The sequence below is a fragment of the uncultured Ruegeria sp. genome, assembly GCF_947489545.1.
Classification (GTDB): Bacteria; Pseudomonadota; Alphaproteobacteria; order Rhodobacterales; family Rhodobacteraceae; genus Ruegeria.
The window spans coordinates 274,366-298,300 of record NZ_CANLDZ010000003.1; the positions used below are offsets into that span (position 1 = coordinate 274,366).

The 23,935-nt window shown below is 57.6% G+C and carries 22 protein-coding genes; 7 read left to right on the forward strand and 15 right to left on the reverse strand.

All coding sequences use genetic code 11. The features are described 5' to 3' along the window. Window positions 1-69: 69 nt before the first annotated feature. The 6 genes from fdh3B to Q1B13_RS06315 all read right to left on the reverse strand — a co-directional run bounded on the left by fdh3B (window position 70) and on the right by Q1B13_RS06315 (window position 5,673). On the reverse strand, window positions 70-666 hold the full coding sequence (gene fdh3B, locus Q1B13_RS06290; RefSeq protein ID WP_039530246.1) for a formate dehydrogenase FDH3 subunit beta: 597 nt from the start codon (window positions 664-666) through the stop codon (window positions 70-72). Window positions 667-681: 15 nt separating this feature from the next. Further along, window positions 682-3,576, reverse strand: coding sequence for a formate dehydrogenase subunit alpha (locus tag Q1B13_RS06295; RefSeq protein ID WP_299078487.1), 2,895 nt, complete (start codon window positions 3,574-3,576; stop codon window positions 682-684). A 105-nt stretch (window positions 3,577-3,681) separates the two neighbouring features. Next, complete coding sequence (locus Q1B13_RS06300) at window positions 3,682-3,870, reverse strand: ubiquinol-cytochrome c reductase iron-sulfur subunit N-terminal domain-containing protein (protein WP_298932424.1); 189 nt, start codon at window positions 3,868-3,870, stop codon at window positions 3,682-3,684. A 57-nt stretch (window positions 3,871-3,927) separates the two neighbouring features. Next, window positions 3,928-4,539, reverse strand: a complete 612-nt coding sequence (locus tag Q1B13_RS06305) for a molecular chaperone (protein ID WP_299078490.1) — start codon at window positions 4,537-4,539, stop codon at window positions 3,928-3,930. 4 nt (window positions 4,540-4,543) lie between these two features. Beyond that, window positions 4,544-5,122 carry a DUF3306 domain-containing protein gene (locus tag Q1B13_RS06310; protein WP_299078493.1) on the reverse strand — a complete coding sequence of 193 codons (579 nt, stop codon included), beginning with the start codon at window positions 5,120-5,122 and terminating at the stop codon, window positions 4,544-4,546. Further along, window positions 5,119-5,673, reverse strand: a complete 555-nt coding sequence (locus tag Q1B13_RS06315; protein ID WP_299078497.1) for a DUF3305 domain-containing protein — start codon at window positions 5,671-5,673, stop codon at window positions 5,119-5,121. Before Q1B13_RS06315 ends, Q1B13_RS06310 begins: the two co-directional genes overlap by 4 nt. 260 nt (window positions 5,674-5,933) lie before the next feature. On the opposite strand from Q1B13_RS06315, the gene Q1B13_RS06320 reads away from it, so the two are divergent. After that, window positions 5,934-7,889, forward strand: a complete 1,956-nt coding sequence (locus Q1B13_RS06320; protein ID WP_299078500.1) for a 4Fe-4S binding protein — start codon at window positions 5,934-5,936, stop codon at window positions 7,887-7,889. On the opposite strand, the gene Q1B13_RS06325 is transcribed toward Q1B13_RS06320, so the two are convergent. After that, the gene (locus tag Q1B13_RS06325) at window positions 7,883-8,611 is read right to left on the reverse strand and encodes a cytochrome c (RefSeq protein ID WP_299078503.1); all 729 of its coding nucleotides are present in this window, start codon (window positions 8,609-8,611) and stop codon (window positions 7,883-7,885) included. The genes Q1B13_RS06320 and Q1B13_RS06325 overlap by 7 nt on opposite strands. A 108-nt stretch (window positions 8,612-8,719) precedes the next feature. Here Q1B13_RS06325 and Q1B13_RS06330 point away from each other — a divergent pair, with 108 nt between their 5' ends. The 3 genes from Q1B13_RS06330 to Q1B13_RS06340 are packed head-to-tail and all read left to right on the forward strand — an operon-like array spanning window position 8,720 to window position 10,952. Beyond that, on the forward strand, window positions 8,720-9,781 hold the full coding sequence (locus Q1B13_RS06330; protein WP_298932414.1) for an Mrp/NBP35 family ATP-binding protein: 1,062 nt from the start codon (window positions 8,720-8,722) through the stop codon (window positions 9,779-9,781). After that, the gene (locus Q1B13_RS06335; RefSeq protein WP_299078506.1) at window positions 9,778-10,476 is read left to right on the forward strand and encodes a biotin/lipoate--protein ligase family protein; all 699 of its coding nucleotides are present in this window, start codon (window positions 9,778-9,780) and stop codon (window positions 10,474-10,476) included. Before Q1B13_RS06330 ends, Q1B13_RS06335 begins: the two co-directional genes overlap by 4 nt. Continuing rightward, window positions 10,473-10,952: a DUF6505 family protein gene (locus tag Q1B13_RS06340; RefSeq protein WP_299078509.1), complete on the forward strand. Its 480-nt coding sequence runs from the start codon at window positions 10,473-10,475 to the stop codon at window positions 10,950-10,952. The genes Q1B13_RS06335 and Q1B13_RS06340 overlap by 4 nt, the downstream gene beginning before the upstream one ends. Here Q1B13_RS06340 and Q1B13_RS06345 read toward each other — a convergent pair. The 8 genes from Q1B13_RS06345 to acs all read right to left on the reverse strand — a co-directional run bounded on the left by Q1B13_RS06345 (window position 10,949) and on the right by acs (window position 20,380). Beyond that, window positions 10,949-11,449, reverse strand: coding sequence for a flavin reductase family protein (locus Q1B13_RS06345; RefSeq protein ID WP_298932409.1), 501 nt, complete (start codon window positions 11,447-11,449; stop codon window positions 10,949-10,951). The genes Q1B13_RS06340 and Q1B13_RS06345 overlap by 4 nt on opposite strands. A gap of 89 nt (window positions 11,450-11,538) precedes the next feature. Beyond that, entirely contained in the window at window positions 11,539-12,951 is a 1,413-nt protein-coding gene (locus Q1B13_RS06350; protein WP_299078512.1) for a 3'-5' exonuclease, read from the reverse strand. A gap of 2 nt (window positions 12,952-12,953) precedes the next feature. Continuing rightward, window positions 12,954-13,472, reverse strand: a complete 519-nt coding sequence (locus Q1B13_RS06355; RefSeq protein ID WP_298932405.1) for a hypothetical protein — start codon at window positions 13,470-13,472, stop codon at window positions 12,954-12,956. A gap of 66 nt (window positions 13,473-13,538) precedes the next feature. Beyond that, window positions 13,539-15,362, reverse strand: coding sequence for a putative nucleotidyltransferase substrate binding domain-containing protein (locus Q1B13_RS06360; protein WP_299078514.1), 1,824 nt, complete (start codon window positions 15,360-15,362; stop codon window positions 13,539-13,541). 109 nt (window positions 15,363-15,471) lie between these two features. Next, window positions 15,472-17,256, reverse strand: a complete 1,785-nt coding sequence (locus Q1B13_RS06365) for a sodium:solute symporter family protein (protein WP_298932401.1) — start codon at window positions 17,254-17,256, stop codon at window positions 15,472-15,474. 5 nt (window positions 17,257-17,261) lie between these two features. Continuing rightward, a complete protein-coding gene (locus Q1B13_RS06370) occupies window positions 17,262-17,543 on the reverse strand; it encodes a DUF4212 domain-containing protein (RefSeq protein ID WP_299078517.1) in 282 nt (93 codons plus the stop codon). A gap of 181 nt (window positions 17,544-17,724) precedes the next feature. Beyond that, window positions 17,725-18,408 (reverse strand): adenylate kinase, encoded by a 684-nt coding sequence (locus tag Q1B13_RS06375; RefSeq protein WP_298932397.1) that lies wholly within the window; start codon window positions 18,406-18,408, stop codon window positions 17,725-17,727. A 7-nt stretch (window positions 18,409-18,415) separates the two neighbouring features. After that, complete coding sequence (gene acs / locus Q1B13_RS06380) at window positions 18,416-20,380, reverse strand: acetate--CoA ligase (protein WP_299078520.1); 1,965 nt, start codon at window positions 20,378-20,380, stop codon at window positions 18,416-18,418. Between the two features lie 429 nt (window positions 20,381-20,809). On the opposite strand from acs, the gene Q1B13_RS06385 reads away from it, so the two are divergent. The 3 genes from Q1B13_RS06385 to Q1B13_RS06395 all read left to right on the forward strand — a co-directional run bounded on the left by Q1B13_RS06385 (window position 20,810) and on the right by Q1B13_RS06395 (window position 23,925). Further along, window positions 20,810-21,826, forward strand: coding sequence for a C4-dicarboxylate TRAP transporter substrate-binding protein (locus Q1B13_RS06385; protein WP_299078523.1), 1,017 nt, complete (start codon window positions 20,810-20,812; stop codon window positions 21,824-21,826). Between the two features lie 62 nt (window positions 21,827-21,888). Then, window positions 21,889-22,518, forward strand: a complete 630-nt coding sequence (locus tag Q1B13_RS06390) for a TRAP transporter small permease subunit (RefSeq protein ID WP_299078526.1) — start codon at window positions 21,889-21,891, stop codon at window positions 22,516-22,518. A gap of 3 nt (window positions 22,519-22,521) precedes the next feature. Next, window positions 22,522-23,925 (forward strand): TRAP transporter large permease, encoded by a 1,404-nt coding sequence (locus Q1B13_RS06395; protein WP_299078529.1) that lies wholly within the window; start codon window positions 22,522-22,524, stop codon window positions 23,923-23,925. Window positions 23,926-23,935 lie beyond the last annotated feature (10 nt).

The following is a 23,935-nucleotide window of genomic DNA, read 5'->3' on the forward strand; positions in this document are numbered from 1 at the left end:
ACCTCGGTCAAAATTCCAGATCAGGCGACCCACGTTTGCGGGTCGCCTGTTTGGTCAATGAAAGCGGTCTTAGCCGTCTTTCTGATCGTAGGCGGTGCCCCAGCCCCAAGCGCCCGAACCAAACCCGCGCGCGACGACGCGCTCGCGGTAGATGGCCGACACCACATCGCCGTCACCGGCGAGCAGGGCCTTGGTGGAACACATCTCGGCGCAGATGGGCAGTTTGCCCTCGGCAATCCGATTGCGACCATATTTGGCGAACTCTGCAGTCGAGTGCGTTTCCTCGGGACCACCGGCACAGAAGGTACATTTGTCCATCTTGCCACGTGATCCGAAGTTGCCCGCCTGTGGGTATTGCGGCGCACCGAAGGGGCACGCATAGAAGCAATAACCACAGCCAATGCACAGGTCCTTGGAATGCAGTACGACCCCTTCCTCGTTCTGATAGAAGCAGTCGACCGGGCACACCGCCATGCAAGGCGCGTCCGAGCAATGCATACAGGCCACCGAGATCGAGCGTTCGCCCGGGTCACCGTCATTGATCGTCACCACCCTGCGGCGGTTCACGCCCCACGGCACCTCGTGCTCGTTCTTACACGCGGTGACGCAGGCATTGCACTCGATGCAGCGTTCGGCGTCGCAGAGAAATTTTGCTCTTGCTGCCATTTTCTCTATTCCTCCTTACGCTGACCAGATCTTGCAGAGAGTGGCTTTGGTCTCCTGCATCTGGGTCACTGAATCATAGCCATAGGTCTGGGCGGTGTTGCTAGCTTCACCCAGTACATAGGGGTCAGCGCCTTTGGGGTACTTGTCCCGCAGGTCTTCGCCCTGGAAATGGCCGCCAAAGTGGAACGGCATGAAGGCAACACCGGCACCGACCCTGTTGGTCAGCATTGCCATCACCTTGACCTTGCCACCCTCGGGACCTTCGACCCAGACCTGAGCCCCGTCGCGAATACCAAGGTTGTTGGCATCACGGGGGTTGATCTCGACGAACATGTCCTGCTGAAGCTCGGCCAGCCACGGATTTGACCGTGTCTCATCACCGCCGCCCTCATACTCAACCAGACGACCAGACGTGAGGATTATTGGATAATCCTTTGAAAAGTCGTTCTTTTGGATCGATGCGTAAAGCGTGGGTAGGCGATAGGCCTGACGGTCCTCGTAGGTCGGATAGTCCTCAACCAGATCGCGCCGGTTCGTGTAGAGCGGTTCGCGATGCAGTGGGATCGGATCCGGGAAGGTCCAGACAACCGCGCGGGCCTTGGCGTTCCCGAAGGGCGCACAGCCATGCTCGATTGCAACCCGCTGGATGCCGCCGGACAGGTCGGTTTTCCAGTTGGTTTCCGGCCCCGCAACGGCGTCGATTGCCGCGCGTTCCTCGGACGTTAGATCTCCGTCCCAGCCAAGGTCCATTAGCATCTGCATCGTGAATTCGGGATAGCCATCCTGAATTTCCGAGCCGACGCTATAGACCCCTTCAGCCAGCAGGTTGTTACCGTCCCGTTCCACGCCAAAACGGGCGCGGAAGGTCAGACCACCTTCGGCCACCGGTTTCGACATGTCATAGAGGTTTGGTGTCCCTGTATGACCCATCTCTGCCGTACCCCAGCAAGGCCAGGGGAGGCCGTAGTATTCGCCGTCGTTCGGGCCGCCAATCGCCTGCAGCGTGGTTCTGTCGAACGTGTGCTGATTGGCCATATGGCTTTTCAAACGCTCCGGCGACTGACCTGTATAACCGATGGTCCAGAGGCCCGAGTTGAACTCGCGCGTGATGCTCTCGACATTCGGGGTCTCGGCGTCTTCCATTTCGATATTGCGGAAGAAGCGGTCAGCCCAGCCAAACTTGTTGGCGAACTTGGCCATGATGACCTCGTCCGGCAGGCTTTCGAACAGCGGATCGACCACCTTATCGCGCCACTGCAGCGAGCGGTTCGAGGCCGTGACCGAGCCACGGGTTTCGAACTGCGTACAGGCCGGCAGCAGGTAAACGCCATCGGTGCGGTCATGCATAACAGCGGAAACAGTTGGGTACGGGTCGATGACGACCAGCATGTCCAGCTTTTCCATCGCCGTCTTCATTTCCGTCCCGCGCGTTTGCGAGTTCGGTGCGTGGCCCCAAAGAACCATGGCGCGGACATTGTTGTCCTGATCCATATTTCCGGGGTCTTCCAGAACACCATCGATCCAGCGAGAGACTGGGATGCCGCGCTCGTTCTGCAGCGGTTTGTCCTTGCCTTCCTTGTCCTTGATCGTGGCGAACTGACCAGCCAGCCACTCGGGTTCTTCGCCCCAAACGCGTGCCCAATGGCCCCATGCGCCTTTCGACAGGCCGTAATAGCCGGGCAGGGTATGGGACAGAACACCAAGATCTGTCGCGCCCTGCACGTTGTCATGGCCGCGGAAGATGTTGGTGCCACCACCCGAGGTGCCCATGTTGCCAAGCGCAAGCTGCAGCACGCAATAGGCGCGGGTGTTGTTATTGCCATTGGTATGCTGGGTGCCACCCATACACCAGATCACGGTGCCGGGGCGGTTGTTGACCATAGTCCGCGCCACGCGTTTCAGCTGTGAACCCGGTACGCCGGTGACGCGCTCGGTCTCTTCCGGCGTCCAGTTGGCGACCTCTTCACGGATCTGATCCATGCCCCAGACACGGGTGCGGATGAACTCTTTGTCCTCCCAGCCGTTGTCGAAGATATGCCACAGCATCCCCCAAATCAGCGCCACATCGGTGCCGGGGCGGAAGCGAACATATTCATCGGCATGCGCTGCGGTGCGGGTAAAGCGCGGGTCGCAGACGATCAGCGGTGCATTGTTCTGCTCTTTCGCGCGCAGAACGTGCAGCAGTGAGACCGGATGCGCCTCGGCCGGGTTGCCGCCGATGATGAAGATGGCCTTGGAGTTATGGATATCGTTGTACGAATTGGTCATGGCGCCGTAGCCCCATGTGTTCGCGACACCCGCAACGGTGGTCGAGTGGCAGATACGGGCCTGATGATCCACGTTGTTCGTGCCCCAATAGGCGGCGAATTTGCGGAACAGATAAGCCTGTTCGTTGTTATGCTTCGCGGATCCTAGCCAATAGACACTGTCAGGGCCGGATTCTTCACGAATAGACATCATGCCGTCGCCGATCTCGTTGATCGCCTCTTCCCAGCTGATGCGCTTCCACTCGCCGCCTTCCTTTTTCATCGGATACTTCAGACGGCGTTCGCCATGGGCGTGCTCGCGGACCGAGGCCCCCTTGGCGCAGTGCGCACCCAGGTTGAAGGGGCTGTCCCAGCCGGGTTCCTGCCCGATCCAGACGCCGTTCTGCACTTCGGCAACGACGGTACAGCCCACTGAGCAGTGGGTGCAGACTGATTTGATGTTTTCGACGGCCTGATTGGCCGCTGTCTGGGCGCTGGCTGGCGTCACGGTTCCACCCGTAGCGCTGATCGCGGCAAGGCCGCCGATCGTCAGGCCCGAGCCACGCAGGAACGCGCGGCGATCGACGGTTTTCTCGCCGACCTGGGACAGGATACTTGTCCGCTGGGGGCGTCTCGCAACCCCGGTGGTCTTTTTCCTAAGCATTTCTTTCCTCCCTTGCTGGCCATGTAAGCCATGGCTGGCTTGGTACTTCTCGAAACCGACGTCAGGGCCAATCGCAACCGTCTGTCGGGTATGACGCCGTCCGGTTTAGAACCGGGCGCTGTCCAGGTATGCGCGCGTGTGCGCGGTGTCCTGCATGCGGGTATCATCCGTCGGCAGCTCGGCTGCTTCGGCCTCTCCGCTCAGGCTGACTGCGGCAACGGCAGCGGGCGCTGCGGTTCCGGCCAGTTTGAGGAAGTCGCGGCGCGTGGCACCTTCTTCCTTGGTCTTGCTCATGGGGGTCTCCTTTCCCATTTGCGGTGTGGCACCCGTCGGGTACCGGTGAATGGCGGGCTATGCCGCCGTCATTCGAAACGCTTCACGTTCGATCTCCATAAAGACCCGACCGGCCGTACCGACCGAGGCATAGAGAACCGAGTTTTCAGCGGCTTCCAAATCCGAATAGAAATGCGCGGCCCACGGGCCGATGTGCTTGTTCCAAAACTCTTTTTGCTCATCCAGCGAAGCGGGAGCGCCAAAGCGGCCCACGATCATTCCGGCCATCATCTCCATCAGCGAGGCGATGTTATCCTCGGGTTCGAACACATTCTGGGCGCGCGTCACACCGCGCGCGGCCATATCGTTGCGCAACTGCGCCAATGGCTTTTCGTTCAGGAACCCTGTCAGGTAGAAGCTTGCGTAAGGCAGAAGCTCTCCGCGTCCAAGGCCGATGAAAAGGGCGTTGAACTCGCGTTCAGCTGCGGGCGGTTTGGTCACCTTGGCAACACGGGCCATCGCCTGGATGGCCTGTCCCAAATCTGTTTCATCCCCAGACAGCCCACGCATCTGATCTAGCAATATCTGATCGGGCGGACCTGAGAGCAGCAATCCGAGAAAATTGTAGAAATCCGCGCGCAGGCGATCCTCGGCCGAAACCTCCAGATTTTGTGCGTTGTTTGCGGCCATTTCGCTATCCTTCAAATTCAAATGTCATACGACGCGGAGCAGGGGCAACTTCGGCTTCTTCAACCTCGTCCGCGTGCGCCAATTCGACGGTCTGCGCAGGTGGCGCAGGGCCTGGGGCCGTCTCTTCTTCTGGCTCCAGCGGCTCGGGTTCAGCTTCCACCTCGGGTTCGCTTTTGTCTTCGGCGGCAGCCAAAGCTTCGATATGAGCCAGCATTCCCTTGCCAACCTGGTAGGCGGTCTGCAGGTTTTCGACTACGCAGGCGGCGTCAGTGTAATCTTCACCGTAATCCACCAGCCCGTCCACATTGGCCAGAACAGGGTTTAGCCGCCACAACCGGCGTAATGCGCGGCGACGCAGGCGGTCAGGCACTGCTTTGGCCATAAAGCCTGAGACATCGTCACCTGCTTGCAACTCGTCCGGATCCGGCAGGTCGAGCTCTGCCAGTATCTCGGCATCGGTCTTTTCTTCAAGCTCAACCTGCTGCGCGGCGACAACCTGTGCCTCGACAGCTGCGTGCTCGGCGTCAACCTCGGCCTGAACGGCGGCTTTGCGGCGGGACCAGAAATCGCGGGCTTCGCTCATTGCACGACCCTCCGCGGGGCGCGGTACACGTCCGAGTCTTGCCGGATGCGTGCGTCGCCTTTGCCGTCTTCAACAAGGTCCGTCCGTTTCTTGTCGCGACGGCGTTTAACAAAAACCTCATCACGATGATGTTCCAAGGCGAAATCCCGAACCCAGGCGATCAGGCCTTCGGACATCGGGATCTTCTCTACAATCTCTTCGCCGGTATCAGCATAATCCTGACCTTCGAACGGAGAGGCTGTGATCAAAACAGTGTCCATCGGTCGCTCACCATTTATCTCATCCCGCAGGACCAGATAGATCGAAGGCTGCCCGTCAGAAAGGTTGACCATATAGGCCTCAGCCTCGTCAGCCCAAAGCACCAGGGGCAGTGTGGCGGCATGGTATTCGATGGCGTCGCCTTCGCGCCGCAACTCCTGCCAATCGGCAGGTCCGGCACCGGGCAAGGCGGCAACCGCGCGCCAACACCATTTTGCCCAGCGAGTCACGCCAGGTGTCTTGCGCACGATGACGCCAACAGGCATTTCGATTTGGCTTGCGGCTTTTGCCACGCGTCCTCCCCGGAAGGCTCTCCCCAGCCTTCCCCTGCGTCCACTATGGTACACAAAATGGCCTCGTGCCAAGCCCGCAGTGTACGACCTTAGTCTTAGAAGTGGTTACGTATTCGTGATCTTGTTGTCGGACGCCCCTGTTTTTAGGTGTTAGCGATGTGTCGGGTTGTTGAAAACGACGTGGCCCGCAGGGTTTACATTGCGTCTGGGGGGGTACAGCCTAGTGTCCTGTTAGAATGGAAGCTGTCCGGGGGAGGGATATGGTGACCAAACTATTGCTCTGTGATTGCGAGGGGACGCAATCACTGGATACGGACCAGATCGCTTTAGCCTGTGATGTCGCTTGCTCGAAGGTCCATACTGCTTTGTGTACTCGCGAAATGAGCGCCGCTGCTGAGCTTATGAAAGATGGCGAAGCTGTTCTGATCGCCTGTGGGCAGGAACAGGATGTGTTTCGCGATCTCGCTGCAGATCTGGACATGGAAACCCCAGCTTTCGTCGATCTGCGCGACCGCGCGGGATGGTCGGAACAAGGGCAGGATGCGTCCGCGAAGATGGCCGCCCTGGCTGCCGAGGCCCTTTTACCGCTGCCGGTCACACAAAGCGTAGATGTGATGAGCGAAGGCACTTGTTGCATTATCGGTCCTGGAGATGTGGCGTTTGACCTTGCAGAGCGGCTGTCTGCAACGCTGGCTGTCACGGTCGTGGTTTCAGATGACTCTCAGCCTGTTTCGCGCGCTTATGACGTGGTCCGCGGCCAGGTTCGGGCGGTCCAAGGCGCATTGGGTGGTTTTTTGATCAACCTGGATGCGTTGCAACAACTAGAACCTGGTGGGCGTGGCCCGTTTGGCTGGACCGACCCTCGGGACGGTGCACGGTCGTCTTGTGACATCCTGATAGACCTGACCGGGGGAAAGGCTTTTGTGTCGGCCCCGGCCAAACGCGAAGGCTATTTGCGCGCCGACCCCCGAGATACAATTGCAGTTGAACGTTTGGCGTTTGAAGCGGCGCAACTGGTCGGAACTTTTGAGAAACCCTTATACGTCCGCATGGAAGAAACCTTGTGCGCTCATTCCCGGGCCGAACAGGTTGCTTGCACGAACTGTCTGGATATCTGTCCAACTGGGGCGATCACACCCGCGGGTGAACATGTCTCAATCGATCCAATGGTTTGCGCCGGGTGCGGAGCGTGCGCTGCGGTTTGCCCTTCAACCGCAATCACATACGAAGATCCGCCGGTATCGGCGCTGCTGTCACGGATGCACATTCTGGCCCGCAGTTACCGCCGCGCGGGCGGTGTCGCACCGCGTTTGTTGGTGCATGATGCACATGGGGCCGAGAAGATCCGCCTGGCCGCCCGCTTTGGACGGGGCTTGCCAGCGGATGTCATCCCCTTGGAGCTTGGCGTGATTTCAGGATTTGGCCATGCCGAGATGCTCGCCGCTTTAGCGCATGGGTTTGCGCGGGTCGATGTCCTGTTGTCGCCAACAAGCGAACGGGATGCGTTGGATCGTGAGCTTGAGCTGGCGCAGGCCATCGCCGGAGACGCTGGATTGGGCCTGATTGATGACGCCGATCCCGATGCAATGTCTGACCGTCTTTATGACGAAACGGTTCCGGCCCCGTTGGCCGATCCGGTGTTACCGCTGGGCAATCGCAGACAGATCGCACGGCTTGCTGCACAAGCGTTGAACCCACAGGCCGAGGCCCCGCTGCCACTGCCGAAAGATGCGCCCTATGGGGCCATTGCGGTAGATACTGACGCCTGCACATTGTGCCTCAGCTGTGTATCGCTGTGCCCTTCGGGCGCGCTGATCGATAACCCGGACATGCCGCAGCTGAACTTTCAGCAAGACGCGTGCCTGCAATGTGGGCTGTGCCGGACGATTTGCCCCGAGACTGCCATAACCCTGGTTCCCCAATTTGATCTGAGTGATGCGGCCTTGTCCCAGCAAGTGCTGAATGAAGAGGAACCATTTGCCTGTGTCGAATGCGGCGCTTTGTTTGGGGTCAAGTCGACGGTCGAGCGCATTATGGACAAGCTGTCAGGAACACATCCGATGTTTGCCACGTCCGAGCAGGCGCGCATGATCCAGATGTGCGATGATTGCAGGGTGAATGCGCAGTTTCAGCTTAAGGATAATCCGTTTCAATCCAAACCAAAGCCACGTGTCGTTACGACAGACGATTATCTTTCAAAACGGAAAGATCACTGATGTTGCAGAGGCGCGCCCAGATCGGCTGCGCTGATGACCGAGACAAAGGCAAGGATCGCCTCAAGATCGTCCACCGACATTTCAACAGGATAAATGGGCGAGGGACGTTCCGGGTCAAATGGAGGCGTGATCCCGTCGATTTGCGTAAACGCCGGGTGGGGGTTCAATGCAAAGAACGCTTCAAATCGATCCGACCAATCCGGCATGGCGCGCAACACGGCAAAAGACGGGGTCGAGCCCAAACCGTTCATTCGGTTTTTGGGTCCGATCACATGGCACCGCCCACAATGGGTCATCGACAGCTTCTCGCCCAGTACAGCGTCACCATCCAACGTCGTGGTTTCTTCTGTTGCAGTGATTTCAAAACTTGCGCTGAACCCCGAGCCCTGAAGGGGCGCATAGCTTTCAATCGTACGCTTGCCGATATCGGACAGCATCCAGTCGCGAAACCGATCCTGACGGGGATCGTCGTCGATGTTCAGGTGATAGATGATCCCGTCACGGGCAAAGACAGGGTCCCCGGATGGGGTAGCCGTAATGGACATTGTACCGGATTCATCTGCGATCACGCGTATGCCGGTCTTGAGAGAGAAGCGGGGCAGAATATGTTGCAACAGGCCAGAGCTCGAAACCTCGGCCGGGGCGGCGAGGCCAATTGCCTCTTGCGACCAAGAGGGGCTGGCGGTGAGCGTCAGGCTCAGGCACAAAAGGACAAAGCGCATGACCAAGCCTAACGGGCAAGGGGCAAATGCGTCAAATGAACGGTTAAAGACGGAGACACATGCAATGAAAAGCAACCACACGGTGGCGCAGTTCAAAGGGATTGAGGCATGAGTGTCCGCGATGCGGTTCTTGCGAACCTGAAAAAGATCACCGACCCCGTATCAGGGCAGGATATTGTCAGCGCTGGCGTGGTGCGCGCGCTGAATGTTGAAGGCGATACCGTCCGCTTTGTGCTTGAGGTCGATCCCAAGCAGGCCGAACGGATGGAGCCAGTGCGTGCTGCCGCCGAACAGGCCGCACAGATGGTTGAGGGTGTTGGTAACGTGTCGGCGATGATGACGGCGCATTCGGACAAGGCGCCGCCTGAATTGAAGCCCAAGCCTCGGCCGTCGGAAACTGGTCCGCAAGCCGTGCCCGGCGTAGATCGGATCATTGCCGTAGCTTCTGGCAAGGGTGGTGTGGGCAAGTCTACTGTCTCAGCCAACCTCGCCTGTGCACTGGCCGCAGAAGGACGTCGTGTCGGTCTGTTGGATGCTGACGTGTATGGCCCGTCGCAACCCCGGATGTTGGGGGTTTCTGGTCGTCCGGCCAGCCCGGATGGCAAGACTATCCTGCCGCTGCGCAATCATGGCGTCACAATGATGTCGATGGGGCTGATGACCAACGAAGGGCAGGCCGTTGTCTGGCGGGGACCTATGTTGATGGGCGCTTTGCAACAAATGATGAGCCAGGTCCAGTGGGGCGCGTTGGACGTTCTGATCGTGGACCTGCCGCCCGGGACCGGCGACGTGCAACTGACGCTGAGCCAAAAGTTCAAAGTGGATGGTGCCATTGTGGTTTCAACCCCGCAGGATGTAGCGTTGATCGACGCTCGTAAGGGGATCGACATGTTCAACCAGCTCAAGACACCAATCGTCGGAATGATCGAGAACATGTCCACGCACATATGCTCGAACTGTGGGCACGAAGAGCATGTGTTCGGCCATGGCGGCGTTGCATCAGAGGCCGAAACGCTGGGCGTTCCGTTATTGGGAGAGATCCCACTGCATCTGGATATCCGCGTTGCCGCGGACGGTGGCGCACCAATCGTGGTCAGCAAGCCTGACAGCCAACAGGCCGAAGCGTTCCGAAAAATTGCGCGCGATCTGATCACAAAAGGCGTTGCATGAGCGAGCTCGTCTTCCCACCACTGCTATCAGGCCACCCTGTGCAGGGAGGGGAAGACCCCTTTGAGCGCGCGCAGTCAATGGCCGCACTCGGGTGCGATGCAGGGGCCGTTGTTTATAACATCCAGGCTGACAGGCTGCGTGTAGCCATCGTGTTTGCCCCCGAGGTTTCCTTGCAGGATGCGATGGCAATGTTGCCCTTATGCGCAGTAGGGTTTCAGAACGCGCTGGGCGCTTTGGCCCCACCCGAAGTTGCAGTGCATCTTGGGTGGGACGGGTTGATCTGCGTGAACGGTGCCAAATGTGGGCAGTTCTATGTTGCAGCGTCCACGACTGAGCCGACAGATTTTCCCGATTGGCTTGTCGTGGGGTGGGAACTGTCTTTGTTGCAGACCAGTGATGCCCCCGGAGACACACCGGATGTCACGGCGCTTTATGACGAGGGCTGTGCCAATGTGTCGGCCTCACAGCTGGTCGAAAGCTGGTCACGCCACATGCTGACCTGGCTGAACCGCTGGCAACAGGATGGCAATGCACCTTTGCACAGCGAATGGCTGGGATTGCTGCAAGGCGTCGGAGAACCGCTGGGAGAAGAGGGTGTCTTTCTAGGAACGGATGAGCGGTTTGGAATGCTCATCCGGAATGGATCAGACACGCATCTGCGCCCTCTCACACAATTGCTGGAGACTGACCGATGAAATTGGCCCGTGCTATTCACTTTGATGAAAGTGATATGAACGTCTTTCACTCTCCTGCACGCACGGGTGAATGGTGCATCTCGGGCGGGTTCGAGTTTTCCAACTGGGGCCCGGGGGATCTGGAAGGAAAGCCACGTCAGGCTTTCGCCAACGGATGGCTGGGTCTGGACACTTTCGGGCGCGTCACCTTCGTGGCCGTGACACAGATTGAACCAGCGGAAATCGAACGGGCAAAACAGAACCTGGCCGAGCATTTTGTGCAATTCTATGGCGCACCGTCAGCCGAGGCCGCAATGGGCGTCGCGCAAGCTGAAATTGACCATATGTCAGAGCTTTGCGATGACCACGATCCAAATACATTGCTGACAGTTGCACGTGAGTTGACGGACACAGGTGTACGCGAAGCGTTTCGGGTGATCACCCCGCAAGAGGCCGAATTGGAGGCGTTGGCCGTTCACGGCTCGCTGGACGATTAGATCAAGTCGACAAAGCCACCGAACTGGCCGCGCTTGAAGATCAGACCTTTGCCGGTGCGATACATCACCTGGTCCACATGGCCGACCACAATCAGGTGGTCACCTGCCTCGTGTCGGGCGTGCAGGTGGCAATCAAACCGCGCCAGGCAATTGGTCAATTGCGGACGTCCGGCGTCATCCGTTCGCCATTCAGCGTGCGAGAAATCTGTTCCGTCGCGGGCGAATTTCAAGGCGCGATCCTGTTGATCCTGTGCCATGACATGGATGGAATAGTGTTGGCACTTACTGAACGCATTAAAGCGGTTGGAGTCTTTGGCGAGACACCACAAGACCAAAGGCGGATCAAGCGACACCGACGAAAACGAGTTTGCGGTAATCGCGCGCGGGCCGTTTCCGGTATCTGTCGTGATAACGGTTACGCCGGTGCCGAAACATCCCAATGCCTCGCGGAACGCGCCGCTTTGATCCGGGCCGGGTGAGAAGGTTCTTTCGGTCATGACGCGCTCGTTCTGTGCTCGCGCATCAGGTGCCATGACCCGAAGAGATTGTCCATGGAAAGCTGACAGCGCCCGCAAGGTTGTCTGGATCAGTTCAGGTCTTCCAGCAACCGTCCATGCTTGCGCGTTTCAACTAAGACCGCGCCAAATGTGGTCACGCCTCGGGCTTGCAGCATGGGCAGCATCTTGACCAAAGCTTCGGCCGTCGCAAGGGCATCCCCCAGCGCTGTGTGGCGCAACGCGTTAGGAATGGTGATGTCCAGCCGTTCGCATAGCGCATCCAGCGTATGCGTGTCGCTGGCGCCAAACAAAACCGCCGATAGCAAGACCGTATCCAGAATGGGATGGGTCCATTCGACGCCCATGTCATCGGCGTGCCGCCGCAGAAAAGCCATATCAAAAGGTGCATTATGCGCGACGATCACCGCGTCGCGTGCAAACTGATGAAACACCTTTCCGGCTTTGGCAATATCTGGTGCGCCCTGTACCATCCGATCATTGATTTTATGTACTTTGGTCGAGGCGGCCGGGATCGGAATGCCCGGGTTCACCAGCATATTCAGCTGTTCCGAGTCAACGATCCGACCCTTGATGACCCGCACCGCGCCGATTTGGACAATTTCGTCTTTATGCGGTAGCAAGCCGGTGGTTTCGGTGTCGAAGACAACAAAACACAAATCGGGCAAGGCGCGGTTTTCTAACGCGTCCTCTGCTGCAGTGTGCAGAAGCTCAAAATCATAAACCAGTGGGCGCGCGGCATCAGGCGAGATGCGCGCGGTGCTGTCTTCGAAAATCAACATGTATCCTGGAGCATCACCCAGCGGTTTCATGCGTGCCGAATAGCTCTGGTTTTCGTCAATGCTGATAAGCTTGCATTCCACGTCCATCCCGGTTTTCACCAGTTTGGAATAGGCGTCCTCTAACGGCCCCGGTTTCAGGTACTCAAACAGCGAAGCGTTCAGGCGGGGGTGGCAGATCTGAGCCAGGACTTCGGCAGCCTGCGCATCATACAGGACGATCTTATGGGTCGGGCTGGCCAGCAACATGGCCACCGGGATCTCGGTCAAAAGGGCGGTCAATCGCTGCTTTTCTGCTGCTAAATGTGCGGTTTCAACGGCGACCGCCTCGGCGATGTTGAGGGTCTTGTCAGAAAGCTGATCGGCCAGACCTGCCGCAGCGGGGGCCAGATCGCCCAGATACCTGGCGGCTTGCAGGTCCATATCTGTACTAACCCCGGCATGCGCCCGGGCACGCAGTTCGGCGGAAAGCCGTTCAATAGGCTTGGCTATGTTGTCGTCAAACAAAAGCCAAACCCCGGCAACCATTGCCAGCATTCCGAATCCGATCAGAATTTCAGCAAACACAAAGGCGGTCAGCAGTTCAGGATTGTCCAACCGGACATAACTGACCCAAAGCGCGACGGAACTGACAACCAACCCGCCCAAGGCAAGCAAGCAGAAGAACAAGAAAATTCTGATCCGTAGGCTCAGACGGGTCAGCATAACTACACTCCGCAAGTGGCCTCGATGATGGGGTCGCTTGATCCGGCGGTGAACCAATCTGCGTTCAACAGGCGCCCATCATCGGCGAATTCGGCACCATCCGCCAGATTGGCGCGGCGGTTTTCGGCGCAGTTTACAGCCACGGGCATTTTCGAGACCGGAGCCCAGCGGCCAAAGAAATACAGATCGACCAGACGTTGGTCCGGCACTTGATCGTTGGTGCGCACGGACACTGTGTCGATGGCGGCAAATCGATCTACGAAGGGCACCGCATAGGTCCACGGACGATAGAAGGCGCGGCTTTCCACTTCCTGAATGATCGCCAATTCCTCGGGCAGGTTTTCGAGCTGTCGGTTGTACCACGAGTACTCGCTGGCGACGGTTACTCCGATCATGCCCACACCCGCAGCGACCGGTGCCGCCCAGCGGGGCAGACGGCCGCCGCTGAGTTTGTTCAGCGCCATCACAACGCCCGCAAACGCAATGCCTGCAAAGACTGTGCCGATCAATTCCAGAAACATCTCGTCTCTCCGTTCTTCGGACTATGCCGCCCGCAGTGTTCTGAACCTCAGCCGATCACACTGCGATCAGCTCAGCATTCCCTTGCCATGACCAACCGCCGATTGCATCGTTTTTACGACAACAAACGCATCCCGAAGATGACTTCGCTCAAAGTCGGACAAATCCGACGGCGGTAGGTAGTTGTTTGGCTTTTCGCCGGATTTGACCAGCCTGACCTGATGTTCCAGCCGCGTTTCTGCGATCAGATCATAGGCATCCAGCAAGTCCCGGGCACCAGATGGGCTGAGGAGGCCCGTGGATTCTGCAGCTTTCAAACGGGCGCGGGTGTTCGTTTCGGTCAATTGTGCCTGAAGGCTGTAGATCCGCGCCAGATCGACGACCGGTACAACACCATTGTGCTTTAGATCCAACGTGTTGCGATGTTCACCGGATCGGATCGTCGCAAATCCTCTCAGCAGCCCCAGCGGCGGCGTGTGTTTCAAAGAATTGGAAATCATATGGGCCACAAAGATCGAGTTCGCGTTGGCGGCACTCAGCGTATCAGCCTGCAGGTCCTCGAAGAGCTCGAACTGGCCACCGATGGGCCGCAGGTCGAACATGACTGAGGCCAGCATTTGTGCTTCGGGATTTGGTTTTGCGATCCACCCTCGGAAGTAATCGCGCCAGACCCGAACGGGCTGACACCAGCGCGGATTGGTCGCCATCATGTCACCGGGGCAATAGAAGTATCCGCATGTATCCAACCCGTCTGAGACAAACCTGGCCAGTTCCTGAAAATAAGGTAGGTCGGCATCCGTCACACTGTTATCCAGCATCAGGCAGTTATCTTGATCCGACACACCGGTCTGTTCCTGCCGACCTTGAGAGCCACAGGCCAGCCACAGATAAGGGGCGGGCGGTGACCCTAGTTTCCGTTCGGCCAGGGCCAAAAGGCGACGGGTGGCTGTGTCTGCGATGTCAGTGATCAGACGCGTTACGATTTCATGCCGGTTTCCGCCGGCCACGAGCTGTACCAATAGCTGCGGGATCTCTGCGGTGACCAAGGTCATCTCTTCGGCCGATTTTGCGCGAGCGATCCGGCGCACCATCTCAGCGGAATTGACGGCCTGATAGTGGGTTAGGTCTGTTTGCGTCACAATGCCAATCAGATGCCCACCTTCGCAGATCGGGATATGGCCGATACCGCGTTCCATCATTACGTGGAGAACATCCGAGCCGATGTCGCTGGGTGACAAGGTGATGGGATCGGGCGTCATAATCTTGGAAATCGTGGTGGTGTCGGGCATGGCGTTGGCCACGAACTTGCTTGAGATATCGCGCAGGGTCGCAATGCCCACCAGGCCGTCGCCCTCTGTCACGCAAAGGGAAGATATACGCTTGTCCCGCATGATCTGCGCGGCCTTCTGCACAGGGATGGATGCGTCACATGTTTCTGGGGCAGGCGCCATCAGCACGTCGATTGCCGTGGTGGCAAGGCTTTGAGGGCCCGTACGGCTGGCCCGTTTTCGGTTAAAGAACCGGGATACAATGTCATATTCTTTGATCAAAGAATGAAACATCCCGGTCGGCACGACGAAAAGCACAGTTGGTATATGCGCGTGGGCGTTGGTAAGGGCGATCCCGTCTTTCAGAAGACCACGCTCGCCAAAGGAGTTCCGCAATCCCAGATGAGATACGACGGCGCCGTTCTCATCCGTGATTTCGACCTGTCCTTCGTAGATGATGTACACCCCGGGCAACTCCTGGCCCAGTTCGTAGACCGCAGAGTTCTCTTCGATCTCATGCACTTGGATTTTTTGTGCGAGATCGTTCATCACAGGGTCGGGCAGGGCGTCATAGGGGTGAACGGATTTCAGAAACCGGATGATCCGACTTTGCGACGATGTCATCAGTTGCCTCCGGGTTTCTTTTAGAAAAATCCCGCCCGGTGGTATGCCGGGCGGGAACAGTAAGTCGAAAGACGCGGCCTTTAGAGGTTATCCAACGACCGCATCAGGCTCAATGATCCTGAGCTGCACCCGCACCACGGGGAATGCGAACGCTTTCGACCAGATCTTTGATCTCCTGCGGGGTCTCTTTGGTCATGCCTGCCACAACGTAGGCAGTCCCAAAGTTGATCATTGCACCGATGGCTCCGAACGACGTCGACTTGATCGGACCCAGCAGCGGATCAGCATCGGTGAATGAGTTGGTGCCCGGAATGAACAGCCAGCCTTTGTGCAGGAAGATGTAGACCAGAGTGACGGTCAGACCTGCCAACATGCCAGCAACCGCGCCGGTGTTGTTGATGCGGGTCGAGAAGATCCCCATCATCAACGCCGGGAAGATCGAGGCTGCTGCCAGACCAAACGCCAAGGCCACGGTTTGCGCCGCAAAGCCCGGTGGATTCAGACCAAGATAGGTAGCCACGACGATGGCAACGGCCATTGCGATCCGCGCCGCCAGCAGCTCTCCTTTTTCCGAGATTTGCGGGTTGATGGCCCCTTTGACAAGGTCGTGGGACACAGCTGACGAGATCGCCAGGAGCAGGCCCGCAGCGGTTGACAGAGCAGCTGCAAGACCACCGGCAGCGACCAGACCGATCACCCAACCGGGTAGGTTGGCGATCTCTGGGTTGGCCAGAACCAGGATGTCACGGTTGAAATTGGTAAGTTCGTTGCCGACCCAGCCCTTTTCTTCCGCGATGGCAGTCATGGCTTCGGACTTGTCATTGTAGTACTGGATCTTGCCGTCGCCGTTCTTGTCTTCCCAGTCCAGCAGACCGGTTTTCTGCCAAGTTGCCATCCAATCATAGCGTGGATCGTTGTCGATTTCTTCGACCGAAACTGCGCCACCTTCGATGCCACCATTGGGCCACATCATGTCACTGATGTTCAGGCGTGCCATGGCGCCAACCGCAGGGGCGGTCAGGTACAGCAGTGCGATGAACACCAGCGCCCAACCGGCGGACCAGCGCGCGTCAGATACTTTCGGTACTGTGAAGAAGCGCATGATGACGTGCGGCAGGCCGGCCGTACCGATCATCAGCGACAGCGTGAACAATACCATGTTCAACGTGTTCGAGTGGTGGGCTGTATACTCGTTAAAACCCAGCTCGGTCACGATCGCATCCAACTTGGTCAACAGTGGCTCACCACTTGCAGTGTCGCCAAACAGACCCAGCGCCGGAACAGGTGTGCCGGTCAGCTGCAGCGAGATGAAGATCGCCGGGATGGTGTAGGCGGTGATCAGCACGCAGTATTGAGCGACCTGCGTGTAGGTCACGCCTTTCATCCCACCAAACACCGCGTAGGCAAACACAACGCCCGCGCCGATCAGCAGACCGGTGGTGTTTGACACTTCAAGGAAGCGGCCAAAGGCCACGCCCACACCGGTCATCTGACCGATCACGTAAGTCACCGACGCAACGATCAGACAGATCACCGCAACGATACGGGCTGTCTGGCTGTAGAAGCGGTCGCCGATGAACTCCGACACGGTGTATTTGCCGAACTTGCGCAAGTACGGCGCCAGCAGCAGTGCCAGTAGCACGTAGCCACCGGTCCACCCCATCAGGAAGGTCGAGTTGTCATAGCCGGTAAAGGCAATCAGGCCCGCCATCGAGATGAACGAAGCCGCTGACATCCAGTCAGCCGCCGTCGCCATACCGTTGGTGACTGGGTGAATGCCGCGACCCGCGGCGTAGAATTCAGATGTGGAACCCGCACGGGCCCAAATCGCGATGCCGATGTAGAGCGCAAAGGACGCGCCGACAAACAGCAGGTTGATGGTAAACTGATCCATGGGGTTTACTCCTCAACGCCGTATTCGGCGTCCAGCTTATTCATGCGCCAGGCGTAGTTGAAGATCAGCACCAGAAAGACCAGGATCGATCCCTGCTGCGCGAACCAAAAGCCCAGATCGGTACCGCCAACGGCGATCCCCGACAGCATCGGACGCAGCAGGATGCCGAATCCAAACGACACCAGCGCCCAAATCGCGAGGCTGATGTAGATGAGGCGCAGGTTGGCCTGCCAATAGCCCTTATCGGACTCGGCAGTCTGCGCGGAGTTAGATGATTGATCCGCCATTGCGGTTCCTCCTTCGCTTCCTCGTTGGGCGACCCGTGCCCAACATCTCTAGCGCCGCGGGCCGCATCTCGATTGTGCCAAGCACCAGCTGGTGTCAGGCAAAACCTCTCTGGTCCGCCAAGGCGGGTCCATCGAAGTATTCTGTTTCAGGATCAAAGCCCTTGGGCTTGTCTCCTCCCCCTTAGCTCATTGCGTCGCTGACGATCCCTTCCAGATCACTGGCGATATCATCGATTTTCCCCATGGCATCCGTGCGTTGCAGGACGCCGTGTGTTTCGTAGTAATTGATCAGCGGTGCGGTTTGGGCGTGATATGCCTCAAGCCGCGAAGCCACAGTTTCGGCGTTGTCATCGGCACGTCGATTGAATTCGGTGTGACCGCATTTGTCACATTTGCCTTTAACAGCTGGCTGCTTGAACTGATCATGGAATCCTTCGCCGCAACCTGCGCAGGTGTAGCGGCCTGAAATGCGGATCACCATTTCTGCGTCTTCAACTTCAAGACTGATAGCCGCGCTGATCTTTTGATCGTTTTCAGACAGCAACCCATCCAGCGCTTCGGCCTGAACCGTTGTACGCGGAAAGCCATCCAGAATAACGCCCTTGGCACAATCCGGCTCGGCCATACGGTCGCGCAGGATTGCGATGACGATTTCGTCGCTGACCAGATCGCCAGCCTCCATCACGGCCTTCGCAGCTTTGCCAGCTTCGGTTCCGGCAGCAACAGCCGCCCGCAACAGGTCGCCCGTGCTCAGCTGAATCAGGCTGAATTTGTCTTCCAGCATGCGGGCTTGCGTTCCCTTCCCGGCGCCCGGAGGGCCGAGAAGGATAAGAACGGCGGGTGAGGTGGTCGTGGCTGTATCCATCACACCCTCACTTGCTCGCCCGGTTTTCGATCAAGTCTTCAACCACCGACGGATCCGCAAGGGTCGAAGTGTCACCTAGTGATCCAAAGTCGTTCTCGGCAATTTTGCGAAGGATACGGCGCATGATCTTGCCTGACCGTGTCTTTGGCAGGCCGGGGGCCCACTGAATCACATCCGGGGATGCAATCGGGCCAATCTCGGTCCGGACCCAGGTGCGCAGCTCTTTCATAAGCTCATCACTGGGTTCACGATCGTTCATCAGCGTGACGTAGCAGTATATGCCTTGCCCTTTGATGTCGTGGGGATAGCCAACCACTGCGGCCTCTGCCACGGCGGCATGCGCTACCAGCGCGCTTTCGACCTCGGCGGTGCCCATGCGGTGACCAGAGACGTTGATCACGTCGTCGACACGGCCGGTTATCCAATAGTCGCCGTCTTCGTCGCGGCGACAACCGTCACCGGTAAAGTAGTAACCTTTGTAATCCGAGAAATAGGTCTTCTCGAACCGCTCATGATCGCCCCAGACGGTCCGCATCTGACCGGGCCAGCTGTCCTTGATGCACAAAACGCCTTCGACACCATTGCCATTGATTTCGACGCCCGATTGCGGATCCAGAACTACCGGTTCAATGCCGAAGAAGGGCTTCATGGCCGAGCCAGGCTTCATCGCGTGTGCGCCTGGCAGAGGGGTCATCAGGTGACCGCCGGTCTCAGTCTGCCACCAAGTATCTACGATGGGGCAGCGTCCACCGCCGACAACCTCATTGTACCAGTTCCAGGCCTCGGGGTTGATCGGCTCGCCGACGGTGCCAAGGGTCCGCAGATCGCTTAGGTCGCATTTCTCGACCCATTCGTTGCCTTGCCCCATCAGGGCGCGCAGAGCGGTGGGGGCGGTGTAGAACTGATTGACCTTGTGCTTTTCGCAGACCTGCCAAAAGCGGGACGCATCCGGATAGGTTGGAACGCCCTCGAACATCAGCGTGGTCGCCCCATTGGCCAGCGGACCGTATACGATATAGCTGTGCCCGGTGACCCAGCCTACATCAGCGGTACACCAATACACATCACCTTCATGGTAATCGAATGTAATTTCATGGGTCATCGCGGCGTAGACCAGATAGCCGCCAGTTGTGTGTACGACGCCTTTTGGCTGACCGGTTGAACCGGACGTATACAAAATGAACAACGGATCTTCGGCGCTCATTTCAGCAGGGGCGCAGTAGTCATCGGCCTCCAGCGCCATTTCGTTATAGTCGAAATCGCGACCGTCGATCCAAGTGGTCTGGCCGCCAGTACGTTTGACCACCAGGCATTTCACTGTGTCTTTACAGTGCAGCAGGGCTGCATCAGCGTTGGACTTCAGCGGAGTCTTGCGACCTCCGCGCGGGGCCTCGTCAGCGGTAATGACGACTTTTGCGTCGCAGCCGTTGATCCGTGCCGACAAAGCATCGGGTGAGAAGCCAGCAAACACGATCGAATGAATTGCGCCAATCCGCGCGCAAGCCAGCATGGCATAGGCAGCTTCGGGAATCATCGGCATGTAGATGACAACGCGATCGCCCTTACGTACGCCCAGAGATTCCAGAATATTGGCCATCCGGCAGGTACGGCGATGCAGCTCGGCATAGGAGATATGCTGTGCGGCCTCGTTTGGATCGTCCGGTTCCCAAATAATGGCGGTTTGGTCGCCACGCGTTTTCAAGTGGCGGTCCAGACAATTGGCCGACACGTTCAACGTGCCATCTGCATACCAGTTGATTTTGACTGCGCCAAAATCGTAACTGACGTCTTTGACCTGGGAAAACGGTTTGATCCAGTCAATGCGCTTGCCTTGCTCACCCCAGAAAGCATCAGGATCTTTGATCGAAGCGGCATACATGTCGGCATACTTGTCAGCGTCAACATGTGCGCGGGCAGCAGTTTCTGCGGATGGCGGATATGTCTTGGCATCTGCCTGGGCAGCGGTTGTCATTTTTGAGGCTCCTCCCTCTGGACTGGACTAAATTAGGATCTTTGTTGCCAATCGATCGGGCAATGTCGATCCCGTTCCTCCCCGATCGGAATAATACGGGGTTCAGAAAAGAAATAAATAAATAGCAGGAATCCTTGGATTTGTTTGTAAATAAATTTCTAGTCGTTGACAGTCGTTGTTAATAAATTTTTCAGGTGTGGAAAATTCACAAATAATACAAATGTTTGAATGTAACGAGTCTTTGCGTGTCAATGTGCAGGCAGCACCTGGAAGCGGTTTCTCGTCAGACCTGACCAGTCTGGAAAAGAACACCTGACCGAACCGGTCCTTGATCTTCCCGCCTTTATCCAGGGTTGGCACATCCGAATGTTGGCGCTAGCTTCTTTTGCAAGCGCCTCGGGAAGGGGCGCACCAATGGGAGAACTTACGATGAAAAAGATGTTGAGCGGTGCAGCTGTCGCCGCCCTTGGCGTTGCCTTCGTATCCGAAGCCGCAGCCACCGAATGGAACGCGTCCGTTTGGGGCAAACGCCGCGCCTTTACCGAACATGTCGAGAAACTGGCCGAGTTGGTCAGCGAAAAAACCGGCGGAGATTTTACGATCAACGTCAGCTACGGCGGATTGTCCAAACCCAAGGAAAACTTGGATGGCATCGAAATCGGTGCCTTCGAGATGGCTCAGTTCTGTGCGGGTTACCACCGGGACAAAAACCGTGCGATTACTGTTCTGGAATTGCCGTTCCTTGGCGTCAACAACCTGAACGAAGAAGTCGCAGTTAGCCACGCCGTCTATGATCATCCTGCCGTTAAGGACGAGATGGCGCAATGGAATGCGCGCATCATCATGACATCGCCCATGCCTCAGTATAATATCGTCGGAACGGGCGAGCCACGTGATGAGTTGGCTGATTTCGACGGAATGCGCGTCCGGGCCACAGGTGGTCTTGGCAAGGCTTTCGAGGCCGTTGGTGGCGTGCCGACATCCGTTCCGGCGACCGAAGCCTATAACGCAATGGAATCCGGTGTCGTCGATACTGTGGCCTTTGCCCAACACGCGCATCTGTCCTTTGGCACAATCAACGAAGCCGATTGGTGGACCGCCAACCTGAACCCCGGAACGGTCAATTGCCCGGTTGTGGTGAACATCGACGCTTACGAAGCGCTGCCTGCTGAACATCGCGAAGCGCTGAACAGCTCCATCGATGAGGCCATTGATCACTATCTGGCGAACTATGGCGGCCTGCTTGAACAATGGGACAGTGTTCTGGAAGAGAAGGGTGTTCAGAAGGTCATGATCGACGATGCCGTGATCGATGAATTCCGCACCACAGCTGCTGATCCGATCCGTGAACAGTGGATTGCAGACATGACTGCACAAGGTCTGCCTGGGCAGGACCTATACGATCTGGTGCAGTTGACGTTGAAGCAGCAGCGCGGCGGCAACTGATCTCAGCAACCGGGCGTCTCTATAGGGCGCCCGGAATTTTTCAAGAATAGGGGATCACCGGAATGGCAGGACAAGCCACGGTGCTGGAAGACGGCAGTCGCCTCAGCCAGTTGGATCAGCATTTGCTGCGCGCAGAAAAATTTCTGGCGCTGATCAGCGGGATGGCGGTTTTTGGATTGATGGTGTTGGCCGTTGTGTCCGTCGGTGGGCGCAACGCCTTAAACGCGCCTTTGCCCGGCTATGTTGACTGGATCGAACAAGCCATGCCGTTGATCGCTTTCCTGGGCATCTCATACGTTCAGCGCGACGGTGGGCATATTCGGATGGATATCGTCATCTCGCGCCTGCGTGGCAGGGCGTTGTGGTTGTTCGAGCTGATTTCGGTGATCCTGATCCTTGTCCTGATGCTTGCGCTGGTCTGGGGCAGTTGGTCCCATTTCGACCGGTCCTTTGATTTTGGTGCCCCGCTGTGGAGCAGGGATAGCTCCATTGACATCGGTATCCCTCTTTGGCCTGCCAAATTGTTGGCACCGGTTGCCTTCTCGGTTTTGTGTCTACGGCTGGCCCTGCAGGTCTGGGGCTATGGGCGGGCTTTTGTGCTTGGGCTGAAAACACCAGTCGCCGTCCCTTTGATTCAGGATGCCGCAGCCTTAGCGGCTGCCGAGGCCGAGCAGTTCGAAGGGCAGGACTAGGACATGGACACGATTGAAATTGGCCTGTGGGTGACAGGCGGGCTGCTTGTTCTGGTGCTTACAGGCATGCGCGTGGCCTTCGCAGCCGCTCTGACCGGGCTGATCGGGCTCGTCTGGATTTTCTGGGCAAAGTTCGGCTATGACCCTGATCGTTTTGGCAAGGCTCTGACCGTTGCCGTGAAAACAGCCGGACAGGTGCCGCACTCCAAGGTTGCCTCACATACGCTCAGCCTGATCCCGACGTTTATCCTGATCGGGTATCTTGCCTACTACGCCGGTCTGACCCGAGCGTTGTTTGAGGCAGCCAAACGTTGGATCGCCTGGGTTCCTGGCGGGTTGGCCGTTTCCACGATTTTCGCAACGGCTGGGTTTGCAGCTGTGTCCGGAGCGTCAGTAGCAACATCAGCCGTCTTCGCCCGCATCGCGATCCCCGAGATGTTGAGCGTCGGGTATAACAAACGTTTTGCTGCAGGGGTTGTGGCGGCAGGGGGCACGTTGGCGTCGCTGATCCCGCCATCCGCGATTCTGGTGATCTACGCCATTATCGTTGAACAGGATGTCGGCAAGCTACTGCTGGCTGGGTTCATACCGGGCGCGTTTTCCGCACTTGTTTACGGATTGCTGATTGTTGGCATCGCCGTTGTTTTCAAGAATGTCGGCCCCCCTGTGACAGGATTTACATGGAAGGAACGTTTCACCGCGCTTCCTGGTGCGCTGCCCATCGTGGCGGTCATCCTGATCATCATATGCTTTGTCTACAACCCGTTTGGAGACAAAGCCTGGGGCACTCCGACAGAAGGCGGTGCAATCGGCGCCTTCATTGTGTTCTGTTTCGCCCTGTTCCATGGGATGCGGTGGCCCGAATTCAAATCAGCCCTGCTGGAAACCGCTAAACTGACGGCCATGATCTTCTCGATCATCTGGGGTGTCCTGATTTACGTGCGTTTCCTGGGGTTTGCGGACTTGCCTGGTGCATTTTCAGACTGGATCACGTCGTTGGAAATGTCGCCCATGCTGATCCTGATCTGTATCCTGTTGGCCTATGCCGTTCTGGGCATGTTTATGGACGCGATCGGTATGCTTCTTCTGACACTGCCGGTGGTTTATCCTGCCGTAATGGCTTTGAACGGAGGAGAGGCTGTCAGCGCTGCCGAAAGCGCATTTGGCATGTCTGGCCCCATGTGTGCCATCTGGTTCGGCATTCTGGTCGTGAAGATGGCCGAGTTCTGTCTGATCACGCCGCCCATTGGTCTGAACTGTTTTGTGGTGGCTGGGGTGCGTCCGGATCTTAGTGTTCAGGATGTATTTAAAGGCGTGACGCCCTTTTTCATCGCTGATGCAGTGACGATTGCCTTGTTGGTGGCGTTTCCTGGCATCGTGCTCTACTTGCCATCATTGGCCGGATAAAAAAACACCC